Consider the following 19,852-nt stretch of genomic DNA (forward strand, 5'->3'; position numbering starts at 1 on the left):
AGGAGGGCGGGGAGGGATGGCATGGGTGGTGGAGCCGCCCTGGGTTTCAGCGTGGTGTCCGTCATCTGACCGCTCACCGTCCCACTGTCCTGCTAGCATCGAAAGCATTTCCCGTCCCGGCACCGGCCCGATGACCATCCGCAACCTCAACTACCTGTTCAAACCCAAATCGGTGGCGCTGATCGGCGCCAGCACCCGGCCAGGCTCGGTCGGTGCCGTGCTGGCGCGCAACCTGTTCCGGGCCGGTTTCGACGGGCCGGTGATGCCAGTCAATCCGAAGTACGTGGCCGTCGAGGGCGTGCTGGCGTACAAGAACGTGGCCAGCCTGCCGCTGGCACCGGACCTGGCCGTGATTGCCACGCCACCGGACACGGTGCCGGGCCTGATCGCCGAGCTGGGCGCCCGTGGCACCAAGGCGGCCGTGATCATCACCGCCGGTTTCAAGGACAGCGACAACGCGCACGGCGGCGCGCTGCGCCGCGCCATGCTGGAGGCCGCCCAGCCGCATCTGCTGCGCATTGTCGGGCCCAACTGCGTGGGTCTGATGGTGCCCGGACAGCATCTGAATGCGAGCTTTGCGCACCTGACGCCGCGCGCCGGCCGGCTGGCCTTCGTCGCCCAGTCGGGCGCGGTGGTGACCTCGGTCATCGACTGGGCGCAGCCGCGCGGGGTTGGCTTCTCGCACCTGGTGTCGCTGGGCGATGTGGCCGACGTGGACTTCGGCGACCTGCTGGACTACCTGGCCGGCGACCCGGACACCGACGCCATCCTGTTGTACATCGAGGCGGTGCGCAGTCCGCGCAAGTTCATGTCGGCGGCACGTGCCGCGGCGCGCGTCAAGCCGGTGGTGGTGGTCAAGGCCGGGCGCAGTGCCGCCGCCGCCCGTGCCGCGGCCTCGCACACCGGGGCGTTGGCCGGTAACGACGCGGTCTACGACGCGGTGTTCCGGCGCGCCGGCATGCTGCGCGTGCACACCCTGGACGAGCTGTTCACGGCGGCGGAGATCCTGGCCACCACGCGCCCGCCCGCGGGCGACCGGCTGGCCATCATCAGCAACGGCGGCGGCATCGGCATCATGGCCACCGATGCCCTGGGCTACATGGGCGGCCGGCTGGCCGAGCTGGCGCCGGCCACGATCGCAGCGCTCGACCGCGTGTTGCCGGCAACCTGGTCGCACGGCAATCCGGTCGACATCGTCGGCGACGCGCCGCCCGAGCGTTACGAGGCGGCCCTGCTGCCGCTGCTGCAGGATCCGGGCGTGGATGCCGTGCTGGCGCTGCACGCGCCGGTGGCCGTCGCCGACGGGGCCGAAGCGGCCCGCGCCGTGGTGCGCGCCTTCAGGAGCAAGCCGGGCAAGACGCTGGTGACCAGCTGGGTGGGCGATCAGGTTGCCCGGGCCGGGCGGCAGGTGTTCACCGACAATCGCATCGGCACCTGCCGCACGCCGGAAGAGGCGGTGCGCGCCTTCATGTACCTGGAGCGTTACCGGCGTGGCCGGCTGGCGCTGATGCAAACCCCGCCGTCGGTGCCGGAACAGTTCGAGCCGGATGCCGAGCGTGCGCGTTATGTCTGTCGCCAGGCCCTGGCTGATCATCGGGACTGGCTGTCGCCGGATGAAGTTGCGGCGCTGCTGGCCGCTTATCACATCCCGCAGGTGCAGCCGCGGCACGCCGCGACGCCCGAGGCGGCGGGCCAGGCAGCGGCCGACATCGGCGGCCCGGTGGCGCTCAAGATCCGCTCGCCGGACATCATCCACAAGACCGATGTCGGCGGCGTGGTCCTGAGCCTGCAGGGTGAGGCCGCGGTACGCGGCGCCGCCGAGGCGATGCTCGAACAGGTACGCAAGAGCCGCCCGGATGCGCGCATCGACGGCTTTCAGGTCGAGCCGATGCTGGACCGCAGCCGCAGCCACGAGCTGATCGTCGGCATTGCCGTCGACCCGCAGTTCGGGCCGTGCATCCTGTTCGGCCAGGGCGGCACGGCGGTGGAGGTGCTCAACGACACCGCCATCGGCCTGCCGCCGCTGAACATGCGCCTGGCGCACGAGCTGATGAGCTTCACCCGCGTGCACGGCCTGCTGCAGGGCCACCGCGGCATCCCCGGCGCGGATCTGGACGCCATCGCGCTGACGCTGATCAAGGTCGCCCAGATGGCGGCCGACCTGGCCGAACTGGTGGAGCTCGACATCAACCCATTGCTGGCCAGCCCCGAAGGGGTGCTGGCGGTGGACGTGCGCGTGCGCGTGGCCCCGGTGGCCGATCCGGCCGCCCCGCGCCTGGCGATCCGGCCCTATCCGAAGTCCCTGGAGCAGACGGTGGTGATCGGCGACGGGCGCAGCCTGCTGCTGCGGCCGATCCTGCCCGAGGACGAGCCGAAGCTGCAGAAAAGCTTCGAACGCCTGACGCCCGAGCAGGTGCGGCTGCGCTTTTTCGTGCCGATGAAGGAGCTCGGCCACAGCCTGGCCGCGCGCCTGACGCAGATCGACTACGACCGCGAGATGGCGCTGATCCTGACCGAACCGGGCATTCCGGGCACCACGGAAATCTTCGGCGTGGTGCGCATCGCCGCCGATCCGGACAACGAGCGCGGCGAGTACGCGGTGGTGGTGCCCGAGCACATGACCGGCCAGGGCCTGGGCGCGCTGCTGATGCGCCAGATCATCGATTACGCCAAAAAGCGCGGCCTGCGTGAGGTGTGGGGCGACGTGCTGCGCGAGAACGCGGCCATGCTGGGCCTGGTGCGCAAGCTCGGCTTCCGGGTCAAGGATGACCCCGATGATCCGTCCCTGGTGCGGGTGACCCTGGACCTGACCGCGTTGCCTGCGACCTGAGCCATGCACACCGCCTTCATCACCCACCCGGCCTGCAACGAACATGACGCCGGCCCCTGGCACCCGGAAGCCCCCGGTCGCCTGGCGGCGATCCAGGATCACCTGATCGCGACCGGCCTGGATCCGCTGTTGCGCCATTTCGAGGCGCCGGAAGTGACGCGCGAACAACTGCTGCGCGTGCACGACGCCGACTATCTGGACGCCCTGGACGCCCGCAGCCCGGAGCACGGCCTGATCCACGTGGATCCGGACACCGCCATGAATCCCTACACGCTGGCCGCCGCCCGGCGCGCCGCGGGCGCGGCGGTGCAGGCGACCGATCTGGTGCTGGCCGGCACGGTGCAAAATGCCTTCTGCTGCGTGCGCCCGCCGGGTCACCACGCCGAACGCCGCCGCGCCATGGGTTTCTGCTTCTACAACAACGTCGCGGTTGGCGCCGCGCACGCGCTGGCCAGCGGCCGGGTGCAGCGCGTGGCGATCGTCGATTTCGACGTGCACCACGGCAACGGCACCGAGGAAATTTTTCATCATCACGCCGACGTGCTGCTGTGCAGCAGCTTCCAGCACCCGTTTTATCCGTACACGGACATGAACTTTCGGGCCCCCAATGTGGTCCATGCCCCAATTGCCGCCGGCCTGGGCAGTGAGGCCTTTCGCGCCGCGATCGAGGACGAGTGGCTGCCGGCGCTGGAGCGCTTTGCGCCGCAGATGATGTTCATCTCGGCCGGCTTCGACGGCCATCGCGATGACGAACTGGCCCAGCTGTGCCTGACCGAGGACGACTACGCCTGGGTGACGCGGGTCGTCCACGAACTGGCCGCGCGCCACGCGCAGGGCCGCATCGTGTCGGTGCTGGAAGGCGGTTACGATTTGCCGGCCCTGGCCCGCAGCGTGCGGGCGCATCTTGACGTCCTGCTTACCTGAACCGCGGCACAGGCCGCGGCAACGCTTCGCAGAGGAAACCCTTTATGAGTTATGACATGGACCCGATTGTCGGCAACTGGTACCAGCACGTCGAAAAGGGCCTCGATTTCGAGGTGGTGGCCGTCGACGAGGAGACCGCCAGTGTGGAAATCCAGTACGTGGATGGCACGCTGGACGAAATTCCCCTCGACGACTGGTACGAAATCGATCTGGAACCGGCCGAGCCGCCGGAGGACTGGACCGGCCCGCTCGATGCCGTGGACGAGGAGGAAGAAGAAGAGCCCGAGATCGGCGTGCCGGAAGACGACTGGGACGAACCGGACGCCGAAGCTCGCCCCCGGGGTCGACGCGCCGCCCGTGATGATGACCTGCCCCCGGAGGAGCTGGGCGGCGACTGGGACGAGTAACGCGCCGCCCGTCGGCGCGCGAGCAAGCGGCGGCACCCGGGGGCAGCGGACTGACCGACCAATCGGTCGCAGCATCGGCCCCGAATGCGCGGCCGGCGATAACAAGACAGACGGAACATCATGCCCAGCTATGTGCTGCTGACCCTGGCCGCTGCCTGGCTGCACGCCATCTCGTTCACGCTCGCCAAGCGGCTGTGGGTTTACAGCCGCGACCCGTTCCAGATATCCATCCTCAGCCAGGTCGCCTGCGGCCTGCTGGCGGCGCTGGCGCTGCCGTGGGCCGGCTACGACGCGGTGCTGCAGATGCCGGGCACGCTGGCGGCCATCGGCGTGTGCGTGGTGGCCGGGCAGGTGTTCTTCATCCTGGCCCTGCGCCACGGCGATGCGTCCTTCGTGGTGCCGATGCTGGGGCTGAAGCTGTTCGCCGTGGCCGGCATCTCGGCCGTGTTGCTGGGGGAGACCTACGAACCCTTGGTGTACGTCGGCGCCGCCGGGGCCTTCGCGAGCCTGTTCCTGCTGTCCGACGGCAAACTCAAGGGCAGCCTGCGCTCGGCGCTGTTCGTCACCGCCGCCGCACTGCTGTATGGCGTCACCGATGTGCTGCTGGTCGGCGCCATCCGGGCCGGCGTCAGCCCGCTCGAAATCGGCGTCTATTCACTGCTGGTGCCGGCGTTCCTGACCTTGCCGGTCACCCTCACGCTGCTGCCGGGCCGCTGGCGCGTGAGTCTGCCGTTCGGCCGCGCGCTGGGCAGCTACGCGGCGATCCAGATTGCCGGCATGGTGTTCCTGATGATGGCCTTCGGCCTGGCCGGCAAGGCCACCATCGTCAACATCGTGCAGACCTCGCGCGGCCTGTGGGTGCTGGCGGTGGTGTACGGCATGGGCCGGCTGGGCATGGCCGGCGTCGAGCGCCTGACCGGCGCCCAGTACCGCAAGCGCGCCGTCGGTGCCCTGCTGCTGATGGCCTCGCTGTCGCTGGCGGTGCTGGCGCATCAGTGATATCGCCTGCACCGGCGCTGTAGGAGCCCGGCTATGCCGGGCGATCATCGCGCTGCAGAAGCCCGGCTGCGGCGGACGATCATCACGGGGGCGATTGATCGCCGGCCTGATCGGCGTCGATCCGCTGGGCCTTGCCCCGCCAGTGGATGCCGCGCAGGTTCGCGTCTGTGCCGGCTGCTGCCCGCACATGCAGCTCGCCGGCGCGCAGTTCGATGCCCAGCAGCCCATAGGCCGCCCACAACATGCGCGCCGCCGCCCCGGTGTACCAGCTCCAGCCGCCGCGGCCCTCGTGGCCGGGGCCGCTGTAGATGTCCGCCGGTTGCTGGTGCGGGGCCAGGCCGTAACGGGCGGCCAGTTCCGGCCCATCGCGGTCCAGCGGCGAGATCTTGCACCACAGCCGCAGCGCGTCGGCGCGCAGCAGCTGCGCGGTTTCGGGGTTGCCTGCGTCGCGCGCCAGGGCGGTGAGCGCGTCCACCAGCCACGAGCTGCCGTGCGAGTACTGGCCGCCGTTCTCGCGCACGCCGGGCGGGTACAGCGCGATGCGGCCGGGCCAGGGTTTGGAATGCTCATCCGACGGCGGCCACTGCACGCGCACCAGGTGGTCTGATTCGAGCTCCGGCAGATCGGCGCGCAATGCCGCCAGGGCGATGTCGTTCGGCACGGCGCCGGACAGGGCCGGCCAGGCAGCGGTCAATGCGTTTGGCAGCAGCAGCGGCGTGCCGTCGTCGGCGATGGCGCGCAGATAACGCGCGTCGCGCTGCATCCCGGCCAGTGCCGTGCGCAGGCGCGCGGCTTCGCCCAGCCAGCGGGTGGCGGTCGCGACATCGCCGTGAGCCTGCGCCAGCGGCGCGAAGTCGATCAGCACCCGATGCAGGAAAAAGCCCAGCCACACGCTCTGGCCGCGGCCGTGGTGGCCGATGCGGTCCAGGGCATCGTTCCAGTCGCCGCTGCCGATCAGCGGCAGGCCATGCCGGCCGCGCCGCGCCAGGGTGTAGTCGACGGCGCGCCGGCAGTGTTCGTACAGACTGGCGCGCTCGGCGCTCGGCTGCGGGGCAAAGCCCAGGCCCTCGGCACCGTGCGGGATCGGCCGGCCTTCGAGGAAGGGCGTGACCTCACTCAGGATGCCCGCATCGCCGGTGGCGGTCACGTACTGCGCCGTCAGGTACGGCAGCCAGGCCTGCGGGTCCGAGGCCCGGGTGCGGGCGGCAAAGCCGGTGCCACCGGCCGGCGTGGGGTGCCACCAGTGCACCACGTCGCCTTGCAGGAACTGCTGGCTGGCGTGGCGCAGGATCTGCTCGCGGGCCGTTTGCGGGTCGATCAGCAGCAGCGGCAGCACGTCCTGCAATTGGTCGCGAAAGCCGTAGGCGCCGGAGCGCTGTTGCGGCCCGCAGCGCGCCCACAGCCGCGCCGCGACCACCTGGTACGGCAGCCAGGTGTTGATCAGGCGATCGAAATCCGGGCGGTCGGTTTTGACGCGCAGCATGCCGAGGCGCCGGCGCCAGTCGGCCTCGGTCGCGGCCAGCGCCGCCTGCGCCCAGCCGAGCTCGCGGGACTGCGCGGCCAGCGCGCGCGCCTCGTCCAGACTCGGCGCCTGGCCGAGCGCGAAGCTCACCCACAGTTCGCCGCCGGCCGGCACCTGCAGCTCGCCCGACAAGGCCGCGACGCGGCAGCCGTCGTCATGGGCCGCCGGATCGCCGGCGCCAAGGCCCACGAAGCAGGGCAGCGGGCCGGCCGCCTTGCCGACGAAGCGGCTGCGCACGGTCTCGATCGCCGGCTGCGCAAGGCTGCTGGTCACGAAGGCCCAGCCGGGCGCGAACAGGTTGTCCGGGTTGCGCGCGAACACGACGCCGTTTTCCTGCCGCACTTCGATCCGGCCCCGGCTGTCGGCGGCGATTTCCGCCAGCACCCACTCGAAATAGCCCACCACCCGGCAGCGGCGCGCCGTCGCAGCGCGGTTGGCGATCCGCAGGAGGCGCGCCTGTGCCGGCTGGTCCGGCGCCACGCACACAGTCAGTTCCAGGTCGAGTTCACCCAGCGAGCTGACGAAGCGCGCCTGGCCGGGCGCGAACTCGGCCCGGTGCGCCACCTCAGGCCGCCGCAGCGGCGCAAACGTCGGCGATCCGCAACTGCCGGTGGCGAGATCCACCACGTACAGCCCCTCGCCGGGCAGGCGGTGGCTGGTTTCGCCAAGCCGAAACGGCGTCAGGGCGTTCTGCTGGCTGTTGCCGGCGAAGGACGCGATGTCGCCGGCACTGTCCAGCACCGCACCGTGGCCCAGGGCGTTGGCGATCAGATGGCTGTAGGGGCGCGGCGCGTTGCCGTCGACGCTGAGCGTCCAGCCGTCGGTGGAAAATTCGCTCGTCGGCGGCAAGGCATCCCGCACCTGGCGGATCGCAGTCAGGCTTGCTTCCAGCGTGGCCGGTGCCGGCAGCGGCGTGCCCAGTTGGCGGGCGATCAGCTGTGTCGCCGCGGCTGCATCCGGCGCAAAGCCGGTGACGAAGCGCACCTGGGCCCTGCCGTGCGGCGGGACGAATACCTCGACGGTGAGCGAGAACGCGGGGTCGAAGGCGTACAGCAGGCCCTGGTCGTCGGGCCTGCGCGGCGCGCCGGCTGCCAGACCATCCGGGTGCCCGATGCCGCCGGCACCGACGAAGCGCCCGCGGCTGTCCTCGTAGCCGACCAGGCGCACCGCCTGCCCGTCGGCCGCCACGGCGTGGAAGGCCGTTGCCCCGCCCGGCCGGCCGCGCGAGTCGGTCAGCAGGCGGCTGTGCGCCAGCAGCGCGCACAGCGGTGCCACGAAATGCGTGCCGATGTGCTGCGCGTTGAAGGCCGGGTGGCGGGCCGCCGCCTCGGGGCTGAGCATCAGCTCCTGGAAGCTGCTCAGGTGCAGCAGGCGCGGGCGATCGGTGCGGTTCTCGAAGCTCACTGTCCAGCATTCGAGGGCGTCGTCGGGTGGTACCTCGACGCGGGCGGTGGCCGTCAGATCGTGCGTGTCGGCGCGGAAGCACAGCGCGGTCGACGACAGCTCGATAACCGAGTGGCGCACGTCGGCGCGCGGGCGGGGCTCGCGCATCAGCGACCACACCGGCTGCCCGGCTTCGGACACATAGAAGAACCGACCGCGGCGGTCCAGGCCGTCTTCCGGACGGCGCGTGAGGTCGATTTCCGGACAGCCCTTGCGGTCGCGGATCGCCTGCGCATGGCCCAGGCCATCCTCGGCCAGGCGCAGCGTGTAGCGACCATTGCCCAGCCGGTGCATGGGTGTCTGATGGATGCGCGCCAGCGTACCGGCGCGCGCCGCGCGGCGCAGCACCAGCGCGGTGATTGCGATCAGCAGCACCGCTGCCACAGCGTAGGCGCCCAGCAGGTCGTGCACCGCCGGCAGCAGCGGTCCGGCCTGGCCGTGCATCGCCTCGGAACGTGCCCAGACCTGATCCCACTCGGCGCCGCGCGGGATGTAGAACGGCACCAGCAGCGGCGCCCAGGTGGCAAAGCGGCGCAGGCCTTCCGGAATCACCTGCCCACGCGGCCCGTGACCGAGCCGGCGCGCCAGGTTGGCATCGACCGCGTCGACACCGACGAAGGAGAAATTGACCAGCGTCGCCACCCGCAGGCCCATGTGATCGAACCAGATCAGCACCCGCAGCCAGTCGTAGGCCATCACGCCCAGGAACAGTTCCAGGCTCCAGGCGCGGTAGTCGCCGGCCGGCTGCACGACTTGCTGCACGGTGGCCAGCACCGAGCGCACGGCGCCGTCCTGGTTGTACCAGGCCGGGTCCGGCGCCAGGCGCAGGAAGGACGCGATGATCGGCGCCATCCACAGACCCCAGCGCAGCACCCGCACCGTCTGGGCGCCGACCTCGGCCAGCCCGGCGCGGCTGAACATGGCGCGGATCGGCCGCAAACGCCGCTCGATCAGCGCCGTCAGCAGCACCAGGTTCAGGCTGAACAGCGGCGCGGCGATCGCCCACTGCACCACGCCCGACAGCGACTGGGCATAGAACAGCTTCACGCCGCCCGTGATCAGGCCAAGGTCGGTGGCGCCCCACTTGCTGAACAGCGGGTAAATGATGAACTCGTAGCTGCCGCGCCCGGCTTGCGGGTTGTGCACCGCCGCGTAGCCGGCGAAGCGGTCCAGCACCACCTGCAACTGGCTGGCGTCGAAATACCAGGCGATCAGTCCGCCGGTGACGCCGCCCATCGCCGCCTGCAGGAGGTACACCGCCGGTCGCTGTGGGCGCCGCCGCAAACCGCGCCCGATGGCGGCGGTGTCGAACAGCAGGTTGGCCCCGGCGTAGACCACGGCGCCGCCCAGCACACCGGCGGCAAAGCGCACGCCATCGCTGCCGGCGCGCACACCGAGCGTGAACCACAGCGCCACCGCCAGCCCGGCCAACGCGCCGCGCGCCAGGTTGTCCGGCTGTCGGTAGGCGGCGGCGAGCCGGCCGGCCAGCGGCGGGCTGCCGTCGAAGGTCTCGATCACCGTGCGCGCCAGCGGAAACAGCACTGCACCGACCAGCGCCCCGCCCAGCAGCGGCCAGCCGGCGATCCAGCCCGCCGTCGGGCCAGCGCCCAGCGCCGCGCCGCCGTGTATCAACACCATGAACCAGGCGCTGTAGACCGCGCCCTTGCCGGCGCCGCTGCGCCAGTGGTCGGCCGCCGCCTGCCAGGTCGGGCGCCGGCCCTTGAGCGCATCCAGCAGCGCGCCGGTGATCAGAAAGGTCTGGCCCCACAGGCCGGCCTGTGCCAGCGCGGCGCTGGCCACCACCAGCGGCAGCTGCTGCCAGCCGGGCAGGCTGGCGGCAAACGGGCCGCTGCCAAGCTCGGCTAGCCGCGGCGTCAGCGCCGCCCACAGCGCGCTGCCCCACAGCAGCGCGTGCAGGCGGCCGCTGCGCGTCCAGCGCTGGTCCATCGCCAGGCCCAGGCCCAGCAGCGCGAACTGCCCAAACAGACCCAGCACCAGCCACTGACCCAGCAGTCGGCGTGCGGATGCGGGTAGACCCTGTCCCGGCCAGGCGCCCGGCGCGTCCAGCAGCCCGTTCGAGGCGAGCAGGAACAGACCGTTGAACAGCACGAACGGCAGCGCCAGCAATACCAGCGACGTCGCCGCCGGCAGCGGCCGGCGCTGATGGGCTGGCAGCAGGCCCGCCGCCAGGCCGTAGACAGCCAGCGCGAGGGCCGCGCCCAGCGGGGTCAGCCGCAGCAGATCAGGCCACTGCTGCGGCGTCTGCCACAGCGGCAGGCCGGGCGTCGCCGCCAGCGCCAGCAGCGCCGCGACCGCCGCGTGACGCAGGGCGACCAGCAGTCCGTCGCGCGCCCCACCGGCGTGGCCGATCAGCAGCAGGCCCAGCCCGGCGCCCGCAGCGGCGGCCAGCGCCATGCCGGCATGGACCGCCGCCAGCGCCGCGGCGAACAGGGTGGCGCCCAGCGCCCACAGGGCGATTGGTTGCGGCTGCGCGGCCTCGGCAGATGCTGTTTGCACGAAAACCCTCGTGGATTGGCCTCGATCCGACGCGGCGGCCGGTTGCAGGCGGCCGCTTCTGCCAGAATGGCAGCCCGCGGCAGCTGGTATCCGGGCCGGTCGGTCATCCTGGAGGCCGCCCGCGGGGCGGCCGGTGAACAGCGCCCGCGGCCGGGGTCAAAGGTGCGGGCCCGGCGCAGCGCCGGCGCATTCTAGTCATCCGGAACTCATCCATACCCATGTTTCTGTCGCGCGCGGCGTGTATTGCGGTTTTGTTGCTGCTGGCCGGCCACGCGCTGGCCCAGGACGGCGGCCTGATCGACCGCGTGCAAATGGGCGACAACGAGCTCGATTGCGCCCAGATTGCGGGGCAGGTCAGGGAGCTCGAGGCCCTGCTGGCGCCGCACAGTGGCGACCCGGGCGCGGTGCGGGGCGCCACCGAGACCGTCACCCGCTCGCGCACCGGCGAGGTGGTGGCCGGCGTGGCTAAGGTGCTGCCGTTCGGCAGCATCTTTGGCGACATCGCCAAGGACGTGCTCGGCCGGCGCGGGCGCGATTCCGAGGCGCGCATCTCGTCGGCCCGGGCGCGCAAGGAATATCTGGTGGACATGTTCCTGAAGCGTGGCTGCCGGGTCGCCGACGTGGCTGCTGGCAAGGCCAAGCCCGACGCGCCTGCGCCAGCGGCGGACCCCGCCGCGGATGCGACCGGTGCCTCCGCCACCACCGCGCCTGCCCCGGCACAGCCTGCGCTCCCGGTGGGCACACCGCTCGCGACCGCGCCGGCGGTCGCGGCAGCGCCGGAATCCGGGCCGACCGCCGAGCCCGAGGCGGCGGACAGCCCCGCCCAGGCGCCACGCGGGCCGCTGTTCATGCTCGATTTCCGGCTCGCGTTTCGCACCAGCGCCGATGCCGACGGCCCGGCCGGCGTGCCCGGCCTGGAACTCGGCGGTGTGCCCCTGACCACCATGCAGGCGATTACCGACGCCGCTTATGTGGCCTTGCTGAAAGAGCTCCAGCAGGCCGGTTTCGAGGTGCTCAATCCGGAACTGGCCGCGTCCCTGCCGTCCGGCGGCAGCCTGCCGGCACCGGCGCGCGCCGGTGATTATCTGTACTTCGCGCCCAGCGGCGCGCCGCTCGCGCAGGCGCCGACGGCCGATGCGCCGGGCAGCGATGCCGCCCTGGCCGAAACCCGCGCCGCCCTGGCGCAGGCCGTGGCCGGTCGCCGCCCCGGCGTGAGCTACGGCATCGCCGTCTGGTACGTGGATTTTGCCCGGGTGAGCGGCGCAGTCGGCGGCGATCAACCCCGGCAGCTGGAGTCGCGCCTGGCGGTGGTGGCCGGCAGCCATCTGGCACTGGTGGAGCCGGCCGCCGGTGACGACACGCCGCTGGATGCCGTGCGGGTGATGAATCTGGGTCGTGATCTGGTCAGCCGCGAGCCCTACGGGCAGGTGCGCCTGTCCGGTCCGGCCGGGGCGCTGGAACTGAAGGCCGATCCGCAGCGCTTTCGCAGCCTGGTCGAGCGGCAGCTCAAGCGCGGCCGCAGCGCGCTGATCGCCAGCCTGCCGGCGCCGCTTCCCGCGCCCGCCACGGCGCCGCCCACAGAGGCATCGACGGAGCCGGTGACACCACCTGCTGCAGTGCCGCACTGACCGAGGGCCACATGCGCAAGGCACTGAAGGTTTCGGTCGGGATTCTGGGGACGGTCGGCGTGCTGGCGGCGCTGGCGCTGGGCTACCTGAGCACGCAGGTGACGGTTCGTGGCCCGGTGCTGCACGCCATTGCCGGCATCGGCGGCGCGCAGCCCACATCGGCCCAGCTCGCCGGCCTGCGCCTGGCGCCCGGCTTCACGGCCAGCCTGTACGCCGAGGGTCTGGGGCCGGCGCGGGTGCTGCGCTTCACGGACACCGGCGATCTGCTGGTCAGCATCACGCGGGCGGGCAGCATCCTGCTGGTCGAGCGGGACGCGGATGGCGACGGCCGCGCCGATGGTGTGCGCACGCTGCTGCAGGGACTGGACCGCCCGCACGGCATCGATGTTGCCGAGGGTTGGCTCTACTTCGCCGAGACCGGCGCCGTGCGCCGGGTGCGCTTCGATGCCGCCACGCGCGCGGTGTCCGGCGCGCCGCAGACGGTGGCGACACTGGCCGGCGGCGGCATGCATTTCACGCGCACGCTGCGCGTGGGTCCGGACCGGATGCTGTACGTCAGCAACGGTTCGTCCTGCAACGTGTGCGTCGAGATCACCCCGCGCGCCGCCATGCTGCGCGTGGACCCGCAAGGCGGCGCCGTGACGCCCTTCGCCGAGGGCCTGCGCAATACCGTCGGCTTCGACTGGCAGCCGGGCAGCGGGGCTCTGTTCGGTGTCGACAACGGACGCGATCTGCTCGGCGACGATTTTCCACCGGACGAGCTGAACCGCATCGTTGCCGGCGGCTTCTACGGCTGGCCGTTCTGGCACGGCGACAACGTGCCCGATCCTGAATACGGAAGCCATCCGGCTGCCGCCGGGCGCGCCCCGATCGCGCCGGCTCATGCCTTCGGCGCGCATGTCGCGGCGCTGTCGTTCAATTTTTTCGACCCCGACCGCGCGCCGCCCGGTTTCGAGCGCGCCGCCCTGGTCGGCCAGCACGGCTCGTGGAACCGCAGCGTGCTGTCGGGCTATCGGGTCTCGTCCCTGCACTGGGCCGCCGACGGGCGCATCACGGAGCGCGATTTCGCGGTCGGTTTCGTGCAGGGGGGCAAGGTCACTGGCCGGCCGGTGGACGCACTGCCGGGTCCGGACCGGGCGGTGTACGTGTCGGACGATTACGCCGGTGCGATCTACCGGATTGCGTGGGACCCGGCGACCGCCGGGCCGGGGCCGGTGTTTGTGCCGCCGCTCGCGGCCGGGCCGCATCAGGCCGGTAGCCCGTCGTCGCCGGCCGCGTCAGCCCTGAGCCGGCTTGACCCGGCGCAGCAGGCGGATGCCACGCTCGCGCGGGGCGCGGCGCTGTTCGACCGGCACGCCTGCGCCAGCTGCCACCGCGGTGGCGCGCCCGGCATGCGACTGACCGCGCTTGGCAGCCGTTACTCGCAGGCGGCGCTGGGCGCCCTGCTGGCAAACCCGCCGGCCTCGATGCCGGCGCCGGCGCTGGATGATGCGGATCGGCGCGCCCTGGCGGCGTATCTGCGCGCGGCCTATCCCTGAGGAAGCGCCGAGAAACCCAGCCTACCTTCGTGAAAACGGGGGATGGATCGAGGCGTTCAGAACCGCATGTCGGCGGTCAGAATGTGAAAATTGATGCCGTCGTTGGGCTCCTTGATACTGGCGTTTGACAGGTGCTGGAAGCGATAGCCGAGCTGGAACCGGCCGCAGTCCAGGCCGGCGCCAAGATGACTGCCGAACTGCCAGGCGGTCGACAACTCGCGCTCACCGATGCGGGTGTCGGACAGCACGTGGCCGCCGATGCCGGCTTCCAGGTACGGGCGCATGCCGCCGCTGGCCTTGGGTGCCAGGCGCAGCACCGGCGTCAGGCCGACTTCCCACAGGTTGTCGTTTTGGCGGTTATCTTTGTCGCTGTTCCAGTAGCCGATTTCGGCCAGCCAGTAGCCGGTCAGCTGCCAGTCCCCATCCGTGTGCCAGGCCCGGTTCCAGTCGCGGGCGACGCCGAGGCGGTACAACTGCGTGTCGTCATCGCCCCAGCCGGTGGACAGTTCGGCGCGGTTCTCGGCGGCGACGGGGGTCGCGAGATTCGCTGCCAGGACCAGGCCGGCCAGCAGGCGGTATCCGTGACGGGGCATGATTCTTTTTCTCCCTTTGGGTTCGATATGAAAAAAATTGCAACGCGGCGCTGCGCCGGCGAATTATTGTTCCCGGCCTTGCCGGCGGCAAGCCGGCACTGCGTGGCCGGCGCATGAGCGGGGGCGGCCTGGGTCTGCCGTTGCGGTTTCATTTCCGCACCGATCTGACGGTTCAGGCGCGCGACATCAATTACGGCAATCACCTGGGTCACGACGCCGCGGTGAGCCTGCTGCACGAGGCGCGGCGCCGCTGGCTGGCCGCGGCCGGTTACGATGAGGCAGGCGGCGGCGGGGCCGGCCTGATCATGCTGGAGCTCGAAGTCCGCTACGCCGCGCAGGCGTTCTGGGCCGACCGGCTGTGCGTGGACATGGCCGTTGCCGGTCTTGGCGCCGCCCGCTGCGAGTTCCGCTACCGGATCGGCCGCGCGGGCCAGGAAGTGCTGCGGGCGCGCACGCTGATGGGCTTTTTCGATTACGCGGCGCGGCGCCCGGTGCGCCGGCCGGCGGATTTTCTGACACGCCTGACGGCTCTGAACGAGGATACCGACGATGTCTGACTTCAACGTGGAAATCGCCTGGCAGCGCGCACCGCGCGCCGGCCACCCGGACGACTACAGCCGCGCTCATCAGTGGCGCCTGGCCGGCGAGCAGACGCTGCGCGCCTCGTCCGCTCCGGACTATGCCGGCGATGCCGGCCACACCAATCCGGAGGAGGCCCTGGTCGCCGCCGTGTCCAGCTGCCACATGCTGACCTTCCTGGCGGTGGCCGACAAGCGCGGCTTCAAGGTCGGCAGTTACCGCGACCAGGCCAGCGGCACGCTGGGCAAGAACGCGCAGGGCCGCATGGCCGTGACCGAAGTAGTGCTGCGCCCGGTAATCGTGTTCGATGGCGCGGAACCCAACGCCGAGGAACTGGACAAACTGCACGAATCGGCACACCGCAACTGCTTCATCGGCAACTCGATCACGGCCCAGGTGCGCATCGCGACCGACTGACGGCCCCGGCGGCACGGGTGCCGCGGCCGGTACGGGTTTTTTTGGTTTCAGGAGTACGCCATGCTGGTCACGTTCACGACCGACGACTACGGCGACGTCATCATGTTCGGTGAGGTGGCGCTGTCCATGCTGGACATGATGGGACACAGCCCGACCGTGCCGGGGGCGATTCTGGCGGCCGATGTGCCGGCCGCACTGGCTCGGCTGACCACTGCCATCGCAGCGACAAAGGACACTCCGTCTCTCGTGGACGAGGACGAGGAGGCGGCGGGCGCGCCTGTCGTCAGTCTCGCGAATCGGGCGCTGCCCCTGATCAGTCTGCTGGCGGCCGCAGTCAAGTCGAACTCACGGGTGATGTGGAAATGACGACAAGTCCATTGGCGGGCCAGCCCGCCCCGCCGGACCTGCTGGTGAACGTGCCGCGCCTGGTCACGGCCTATTACAGCGACACGCCCGATCCGGCGCAGGCGGCGCAACGGGTCGCGTTTGGCACCTCCGGGCATCGCGGTTGCGCGTTCGATGGCAGTTTCAACGAATGGCACGTACTCGCCATCAGCCAGGCGATCTGTGATTACCGCACGCAGCAGGGCATCGATGGCCCGCTGTTTCTGGGCATCGACACCCATGCGCTGTCGGAGCCGGCCCGCGTCAGCGCGCTCGAAGTGCTGGCCGCCAACGGCGTGGAAGTCATGCTCGACGCGCGCGATGACTACACGCCCACGCCGGTGATCTCCCACGCCATCCTCTGCTACAACCGGGCGCGGGCTTCAGGGCTGGCCGATGGCATCGTCATCACGCCGTCGCACAATCCGCCCGACAGTGGCGGCTACAAGTACAACCCGCCCAGCGGTGGACCGGCGGGCAACGACGTGACAGGCCGGATCGAAGCCATGGCCAACGCCTATCTGAAAGACCGCCTGCGGAACGTCAAGAGAATGCCCTTGCAGCAGGCACTGCGCGCCGCCACCACGCATCGGCACGATTTCGTGACCGCCTACGTGGCCGATCTGGGCAGCGTGCTCGATATGGACGCGATCCGCGGCGCCGGGGTCCGCATGGGCGTGGATCCGCTCGGCGGCGCGGGCGTCCATTACTGGGGCGCGATTGCCGAGCGCCATGGCCTGGATCTGACGGTGGTGAACGCTGTCGTCGATCCGACCTTTCGTTTCATGACGGTTGATTGGGACGGCCGGATTCGCATGGACCCGTCCTCGCCCTGGGCCATGCAGGGCCTGATTGGTCTGAAGGACCGCTTCGACATCGCCTTTGCCTGCGATACCGATCACGACCGGCACGGGATCGTCACCCAAGGCGCCGGACTGCTGCCACCCAATCACTATCTTTCGGTCGCCATTTTTTATCTGTTCCAGCATCGCCCGCAGTGGAGCCCGGCGGCGGCGATCGGCAAGACGCTGGTCAGCAGCCGGATGATCGACCGCGTGGCGGCCAAGCTCGGCCGGCGGCTGTACGAGGTGCCGGTCGGCTTCAAGTGGTTCGTCGATGGCCTGATGGACGGGTCGCTGGGTTTCGTCGGGGAAGAGAGCGCCGGGGCCACTTTCGTGCGCCGGGACGGCAGCGTGTGGACCACGGACAAGGACGGCATCGTGCCGGCCCTGCTGGCGGCCGAGATCACCGCCCGCCTGGGTCGCGACCCGGGCGAGATCTACCGCCAGCTCACCGGCGAGTTCGGCGCGCCGGCCTATGACCGCATCGAGGCGCCGGCGACGCCGGCGCAAAAGAAAATGCTGGCGCAGCTGTCGCCACGGCAGGTGCACTCCACGCAGCTGGCGGGCGAAAACATCCTGGCGACGCTGACCCGCGCGCCCGGCAACGATGCGCCGATCGGCGGCCTGAAGGTCGTGGCCGAAAACGGCTGGTTTGCAGCCCGGCCGTCCGGCACCGAGGACATCTACAAGATCTACGCTGAGAGTTTTCTGGGAGAAGCCCACCTGCGCCGCATCCAGTCCGAGGCGCAGACCATCGTCGGCGCCGCGCTGGCGAGTGCCGGATGAACGCCGTGCGCCGCCAGCCGCAGCCGACGCCCACAAGACCGGCCCGGCGGGCCGTAGGAGCAGCATGAACACCAGCAGCCTTTCCCTCGACCTGCTGCGCCGGATCGACGCCTACTGGCGCGCCGCCAATTACCTGGCGGTCGGCCAGATTTACCTGTGCGACAACCCGCTGCTGAGGCGGCCGCTGGCGCTCACCGACGTGAAGCGCATGCTGCTGGGGCACTGGGGCACGACCCCGGGGCAGAACTTCATCTACGCGCACCTGAACCGGGTGATCAAGCAATACGATCTGGACATGGTCTATGTGTCCGGCCCCGGACACGGTGGCCCGGCTGTCGTGGGTAACACCTATCTCGAAGGGACCTACAGCGAGATCTATCCCGACATCAGCCAGGACGAGGCCGGGCTGCAGCGGCTGTTCAAGCAGTTCTCCTTTCCCGGCGGCATTCCCAGCCATGCTTCGCCCGAATGCCCGGGCTCGATCCACGAGGGCGGCGAGCTGGGCTATTCGCTCAGCCATGCCTTCGGCGCGGTGTTCGACAATCCCGAGCTGATCGTCGCCTGCGTCATCGGCGACGGCGAGGCGGAAACCGGCCCGCTGGCCACGGCCTGGCATTCGAACAAGTTTCTCGATCCGGTCGGCGACGGGGCGGTGCTGCCGATCCTGCACCTGAACGGCTACAAGATCGCCAATCCGACCATCCTGGCCCGCATCACGCGCGAGGAGCTGGAGCAGTTCCTGCGCGGCTGCGGCTGGACGCCGTACTTCGTCGAGGGCCACGAACCCGACCTGATGCACGCGGCGATGGCCGCGACCCTGGACACGGCCGTGGAGCAGATCAGGAACATCCGGCAGGACGCACGCCAGCACGGCCATCGCGGGCGTCCGCGCTGGCCGATGATCGTGCTGGCCTCGCCCAAGGGCTGGACCGGGCCGGCGATGGTCGATGGCGCCCCGAACGAGGGCTCGTTCCGTTCCCACCAGGTGCCGCTGCACCCGAATGCCCATCCGCAGGACCTGGTGCTGCTCGAGCAATGGCTGCGCAGCTACCGCCCCGAGGAACTGTTCGATGAGCAGGGGCGCCTGCAGCCGGAGCTGGCCGAACTGGCGCCTACCGGCACCCGGCGCATGGGCGCGAATCCCCACGCCAACGGCGGCATGCTGCTGCGCGACCTGCGCATGCCGGATTTTCGCGACTACGCGGCGGACGTGCCGGCGCCGGGCGTGCGCGGCATCGGCGACACGCGCGTGCTGGGACCCTTCCTGCGCGATGTGGTGAGGCTCAACGACGCCCAGCGCAATTTCCGCGTCTTCGGCCCCGACGAGACGATCTCGAACGGCCTGGGCGCCCTGTTCGAGGCGACCGAGCGCCAGTGGGCCGGCGCCACCGAGTCCGGCGACGAATTTCTCGCGCCCACCGGCCGCGTGATGGAGGTGCTCAGCGAACACCAGTGCCAGGGGTGGCTGGAGGGCTATCTGCTCACCGGCCGGCACGGCCTGTTCAACTGCTACGAGGCCTTCATCCACATCGTGGACTCGATGTTCAACCAGCACGCCAAGTGGCTGACGGTGACCGCGCACCTGCCCTGGCGGCGCCCGATCGCCTCGCTGAACTACCTGCTGGCCTCGCACGTCTGGCGCCAGGATCACAACGGCTTCACGCACCAGGACCCGGGCTTCATCGATCTGGTGGTCAACAAGAAGGCCGAGGTGGTGCGGGTCTACTTTCCGCCCGATGCCAACTGCCTGCTGTCGGTGATGGACCACTGCCTGCGCAGCCGGCACTACGTCAACGTGGTGGTGGCCGGCAAACACCCGGCGCCGCAATGGCTGTCGATGGATGCCGCCGTCAAGCACTGCACGCAGGGCATCGGCATCTGGCAGTGGGCCAGCAACGACCAGGCGGTGGCGCCGGACCTGGTCATGGCCTGCTGCGGCGACGTGCCCACGCTGGAGACGCTGGCGGCGGTTTCGATCCTGCGCGAGCACCTGCCGGAGCTGAAAATCCGCGTCGTCAACGTCGTCGACCTGATGAAGCTGCAGCCGCCCAGCGAACACCCGCACGGCCTCAGCGACATGGACTTCGACGAGCTGTTCACCCGCGACAAGCCGGTGATCTTCGCCTATCACGCCTACCCGTGGCTGATCCACCGGCTGACCTACCGCCGCACCAACCACGCCAATATCCACGTGCGCGGCTACAAGGAGGAGGGCACCATCACCACGCCCTTCGACATGACGGTGCTGAACGATCTGGACCGCTTCCACCTGGCGATGGACGCCATCGACCGCCTGCCGCAGACCGGCGAGCGGGGCCTCTACCTGAAGCAGCAGCTCAAGGACAAGCTGATCGAGCACCGGCAGTACATCAACACGCACGGTCAGGACATGCCGCAGATTCGGGACTGGAAGTGGCCCGGATGAGGCATCGAAAAACTGTAG

The 19,852-nt window shown here is 70.4% G+C and carries 13 protein-coding genes; 11 read left to right on the forward strand and 2 right to left on the reverse strand.

Annotated features, from left to right (window positions below):
• Nucleotides 1-130 precede the first annotated feature (130 nt).
• From PG2T_RS12650 to PG2T_RS12665, 4 genes are all read left to right on the forward strand, one after another.
• Nucleotides 131-2,830 carry a bifunctional acetate--CoA ligase family protein/GNAT family N-acetyltransferase gene (locus tag PG2T_RS12650; protein ID WP_068806146.1) on the forward strand — a complete coding sequence of 900 codons (2,700 nt, stop codon included), beginning with the start codon at nt 131-133 and terminating at the stop codon, nt 2,828-2,830.
• 3 nt (nt 2,831-2,833) lie between these two features.
• Nucleotides 2,834-3,754 (forward strand): histone deacetylase family protein, encoded by a 921-nt coding sequence (locus PG2T_RS12655; protein WP_068806149.1) that lies wholly within the window; start codon nt 2,834-2,836, stop codon nt 3,752-3,754.
• A 44-nt stretch (nt 3,755-3,798) separates the two neighbouring features.
• The gene (locus PG2T_RS12660; RefSeq protein ID WP_068806152.1) at nt 3,799-4,161 is read left to right on the forward strand and encodes a DUF6763 family protein; all 363 of its coding nucleotides are present in this window, start codon (nt 3,799-3,801) and stop codon (nt 4,159-4,161) included.
• A gap of 120 nt (nt 4,162-4,281) precedes the next feature.
• Nucleotides 4,282-5,160 (forward strand): EamA family transporter, encoded by an 879-nt coding sequence (locus tag PG2T_RS12665; RefSeq protein ID WP_068806155.1) that lies wholly within the window; start codon nt 4,282-4,284, stop codon nt 5,158-5,160.
• A gap of 82 nt (nt 5,161-5,242) precedes the next feature.
• On the opposite strand, the gene PG2T_RS12670 is transcribed toward PG2T_RS12665, so the two are convergent.
• Entirely contained in the window at nt 5,243-10,642 is a 5,400-nt protein-coding gene (locus PG2T_RS12670; protein ID WP_068806158.1) for a GH36-type glycosyl hydrolase domain-containing protein, read from the reverse strand.
• Between the two features lie 218 nt (nt 10,643-10,860).
• On the opposite strand from PG2T_RS12670, the gene PG2T_RS12675 reads away from it, so the two are divergent.
• Together PG2T_RS12675 and PG2T_RS12680 are read left to right on the forward strand one after the other, a co-directional pair.
• Nucleotides 10,861-12,270 carry a hypothetical protein gene (locus PG2T_RS12675; protein WP_068806161.1) on the forward strand — a complete coding sequence of 470 codons (1,410 nt, stop codon included), beginning with the start codon at nt 10,861-10,863 and terminating at the stop codon, nt 12,268-12,270.
• A gap of 11 nt (nt 12,271-12,281) precedes the next feature.
• A complete protein-coding gene (locus PG2T_RS12680; RefSeq protein WP_068806164.1) occupies nt 12,282-13,808 on the forward strand; it encodes a c-type cytochrome in 1,527 nt (508 codons plus the stop codon).
• Between the two features lie 56 nt (nt 13,809-13,864).
• Here PG2T_RS12680 and PG2T_RS12685 read toward each other — a convergent pair whose 3' ends face one another.
• Nucleotides 13,865-14,401, reverse strand: coding sequence for an acyloxyacyl hydrolase (locus tag PG2T_RS12685; protein ID WP_068806167.1), 537 nt, complete (start codon nt 14,399-14,401; stop codon nt 13,865-13,867).
• Nucleotides 14,402-14,514: 113 nt separating this feature from the next.
• Here PG2T_RS12685 and PG2T_RS12690 point away from each other — a divergent pair, with 113 nt between their 5' ends.
• From PG2T_RS12690 to PG2T_RS12710, 5 genes are all read left to right on the forward strand, one after another.
• Complete coding sequence (locus PG2T_RS12690) at nt 14,515-14,958, forward strand: acyl-CoA thioesterase (protein ID WP_068806170.1); 444 nt, start codon at nt 14,515-14,517, stop codon at nt 14,956-14,958.
• Entirely contained in the window at nt 14,951-15,397 is a 447-nt protein-coding gene (locus tag PG2T_RS12695; RefSeq protein ID WP_068806172.1) for an OsmC family protein, read from the forward strand. Before PG2T_RS12690 ends, PG2T_RS12695 begins: the two co-directional genes overlap by 8 nt.
• A 60-nt stretch (nt 15,398-15,457) precedes the next feature.
• Nucleotides 15,458-15,763: a DUF1840 domain-containing protein gene (locus PG2T_RS12700; RefSeq protein WP_068806175.1), complete on the forward strand. Its 306-nt coding sequence runs from the start codon at nt 15,458-15,460 to the stop codon at nt 15,761-15,763.
• A complete protein-coding gene (pgm, locus tag PG2T_RS12705; protein ID WP_068806188.1) occupies nt 15,760-17,409 on the forward strand; it encodes a phosphoglucomutase (alpha-D-glucose-1,6-bisphosphate-dependent) in 1,650 nt (549 codons plus the stop codon). Before PG2T_RS12700 ends, pgm begins: the two co-directional genes overlap by 4 nt.
• Before the next feature lie 64 nt (nt 17,410-17,473).
• Nucleotides 17,474-19,834, forward strand: coding sequence for a phosphoketolase family protein (locus tag PG2T_RS12710; protein ID WP_068806191.1), 2,361 nt, complete (start codon nt 17,474-17,476; stop codon nt 19,832-19,834).
• Nucleotides 19,835-19,852 lie beyond the last annotated feature (18 nt).

This window comes from Immundisolibacter cernigliae (genome assembly GCF_001697225.1).
Taxonomy (GTDB): Bacteria; Pseudomonadota; Gammaproteobacteria; order Immundisolibacterales; family Immundisolibacteraceae; genus Immundisolibacter; species Immundisolibacter cernigliae.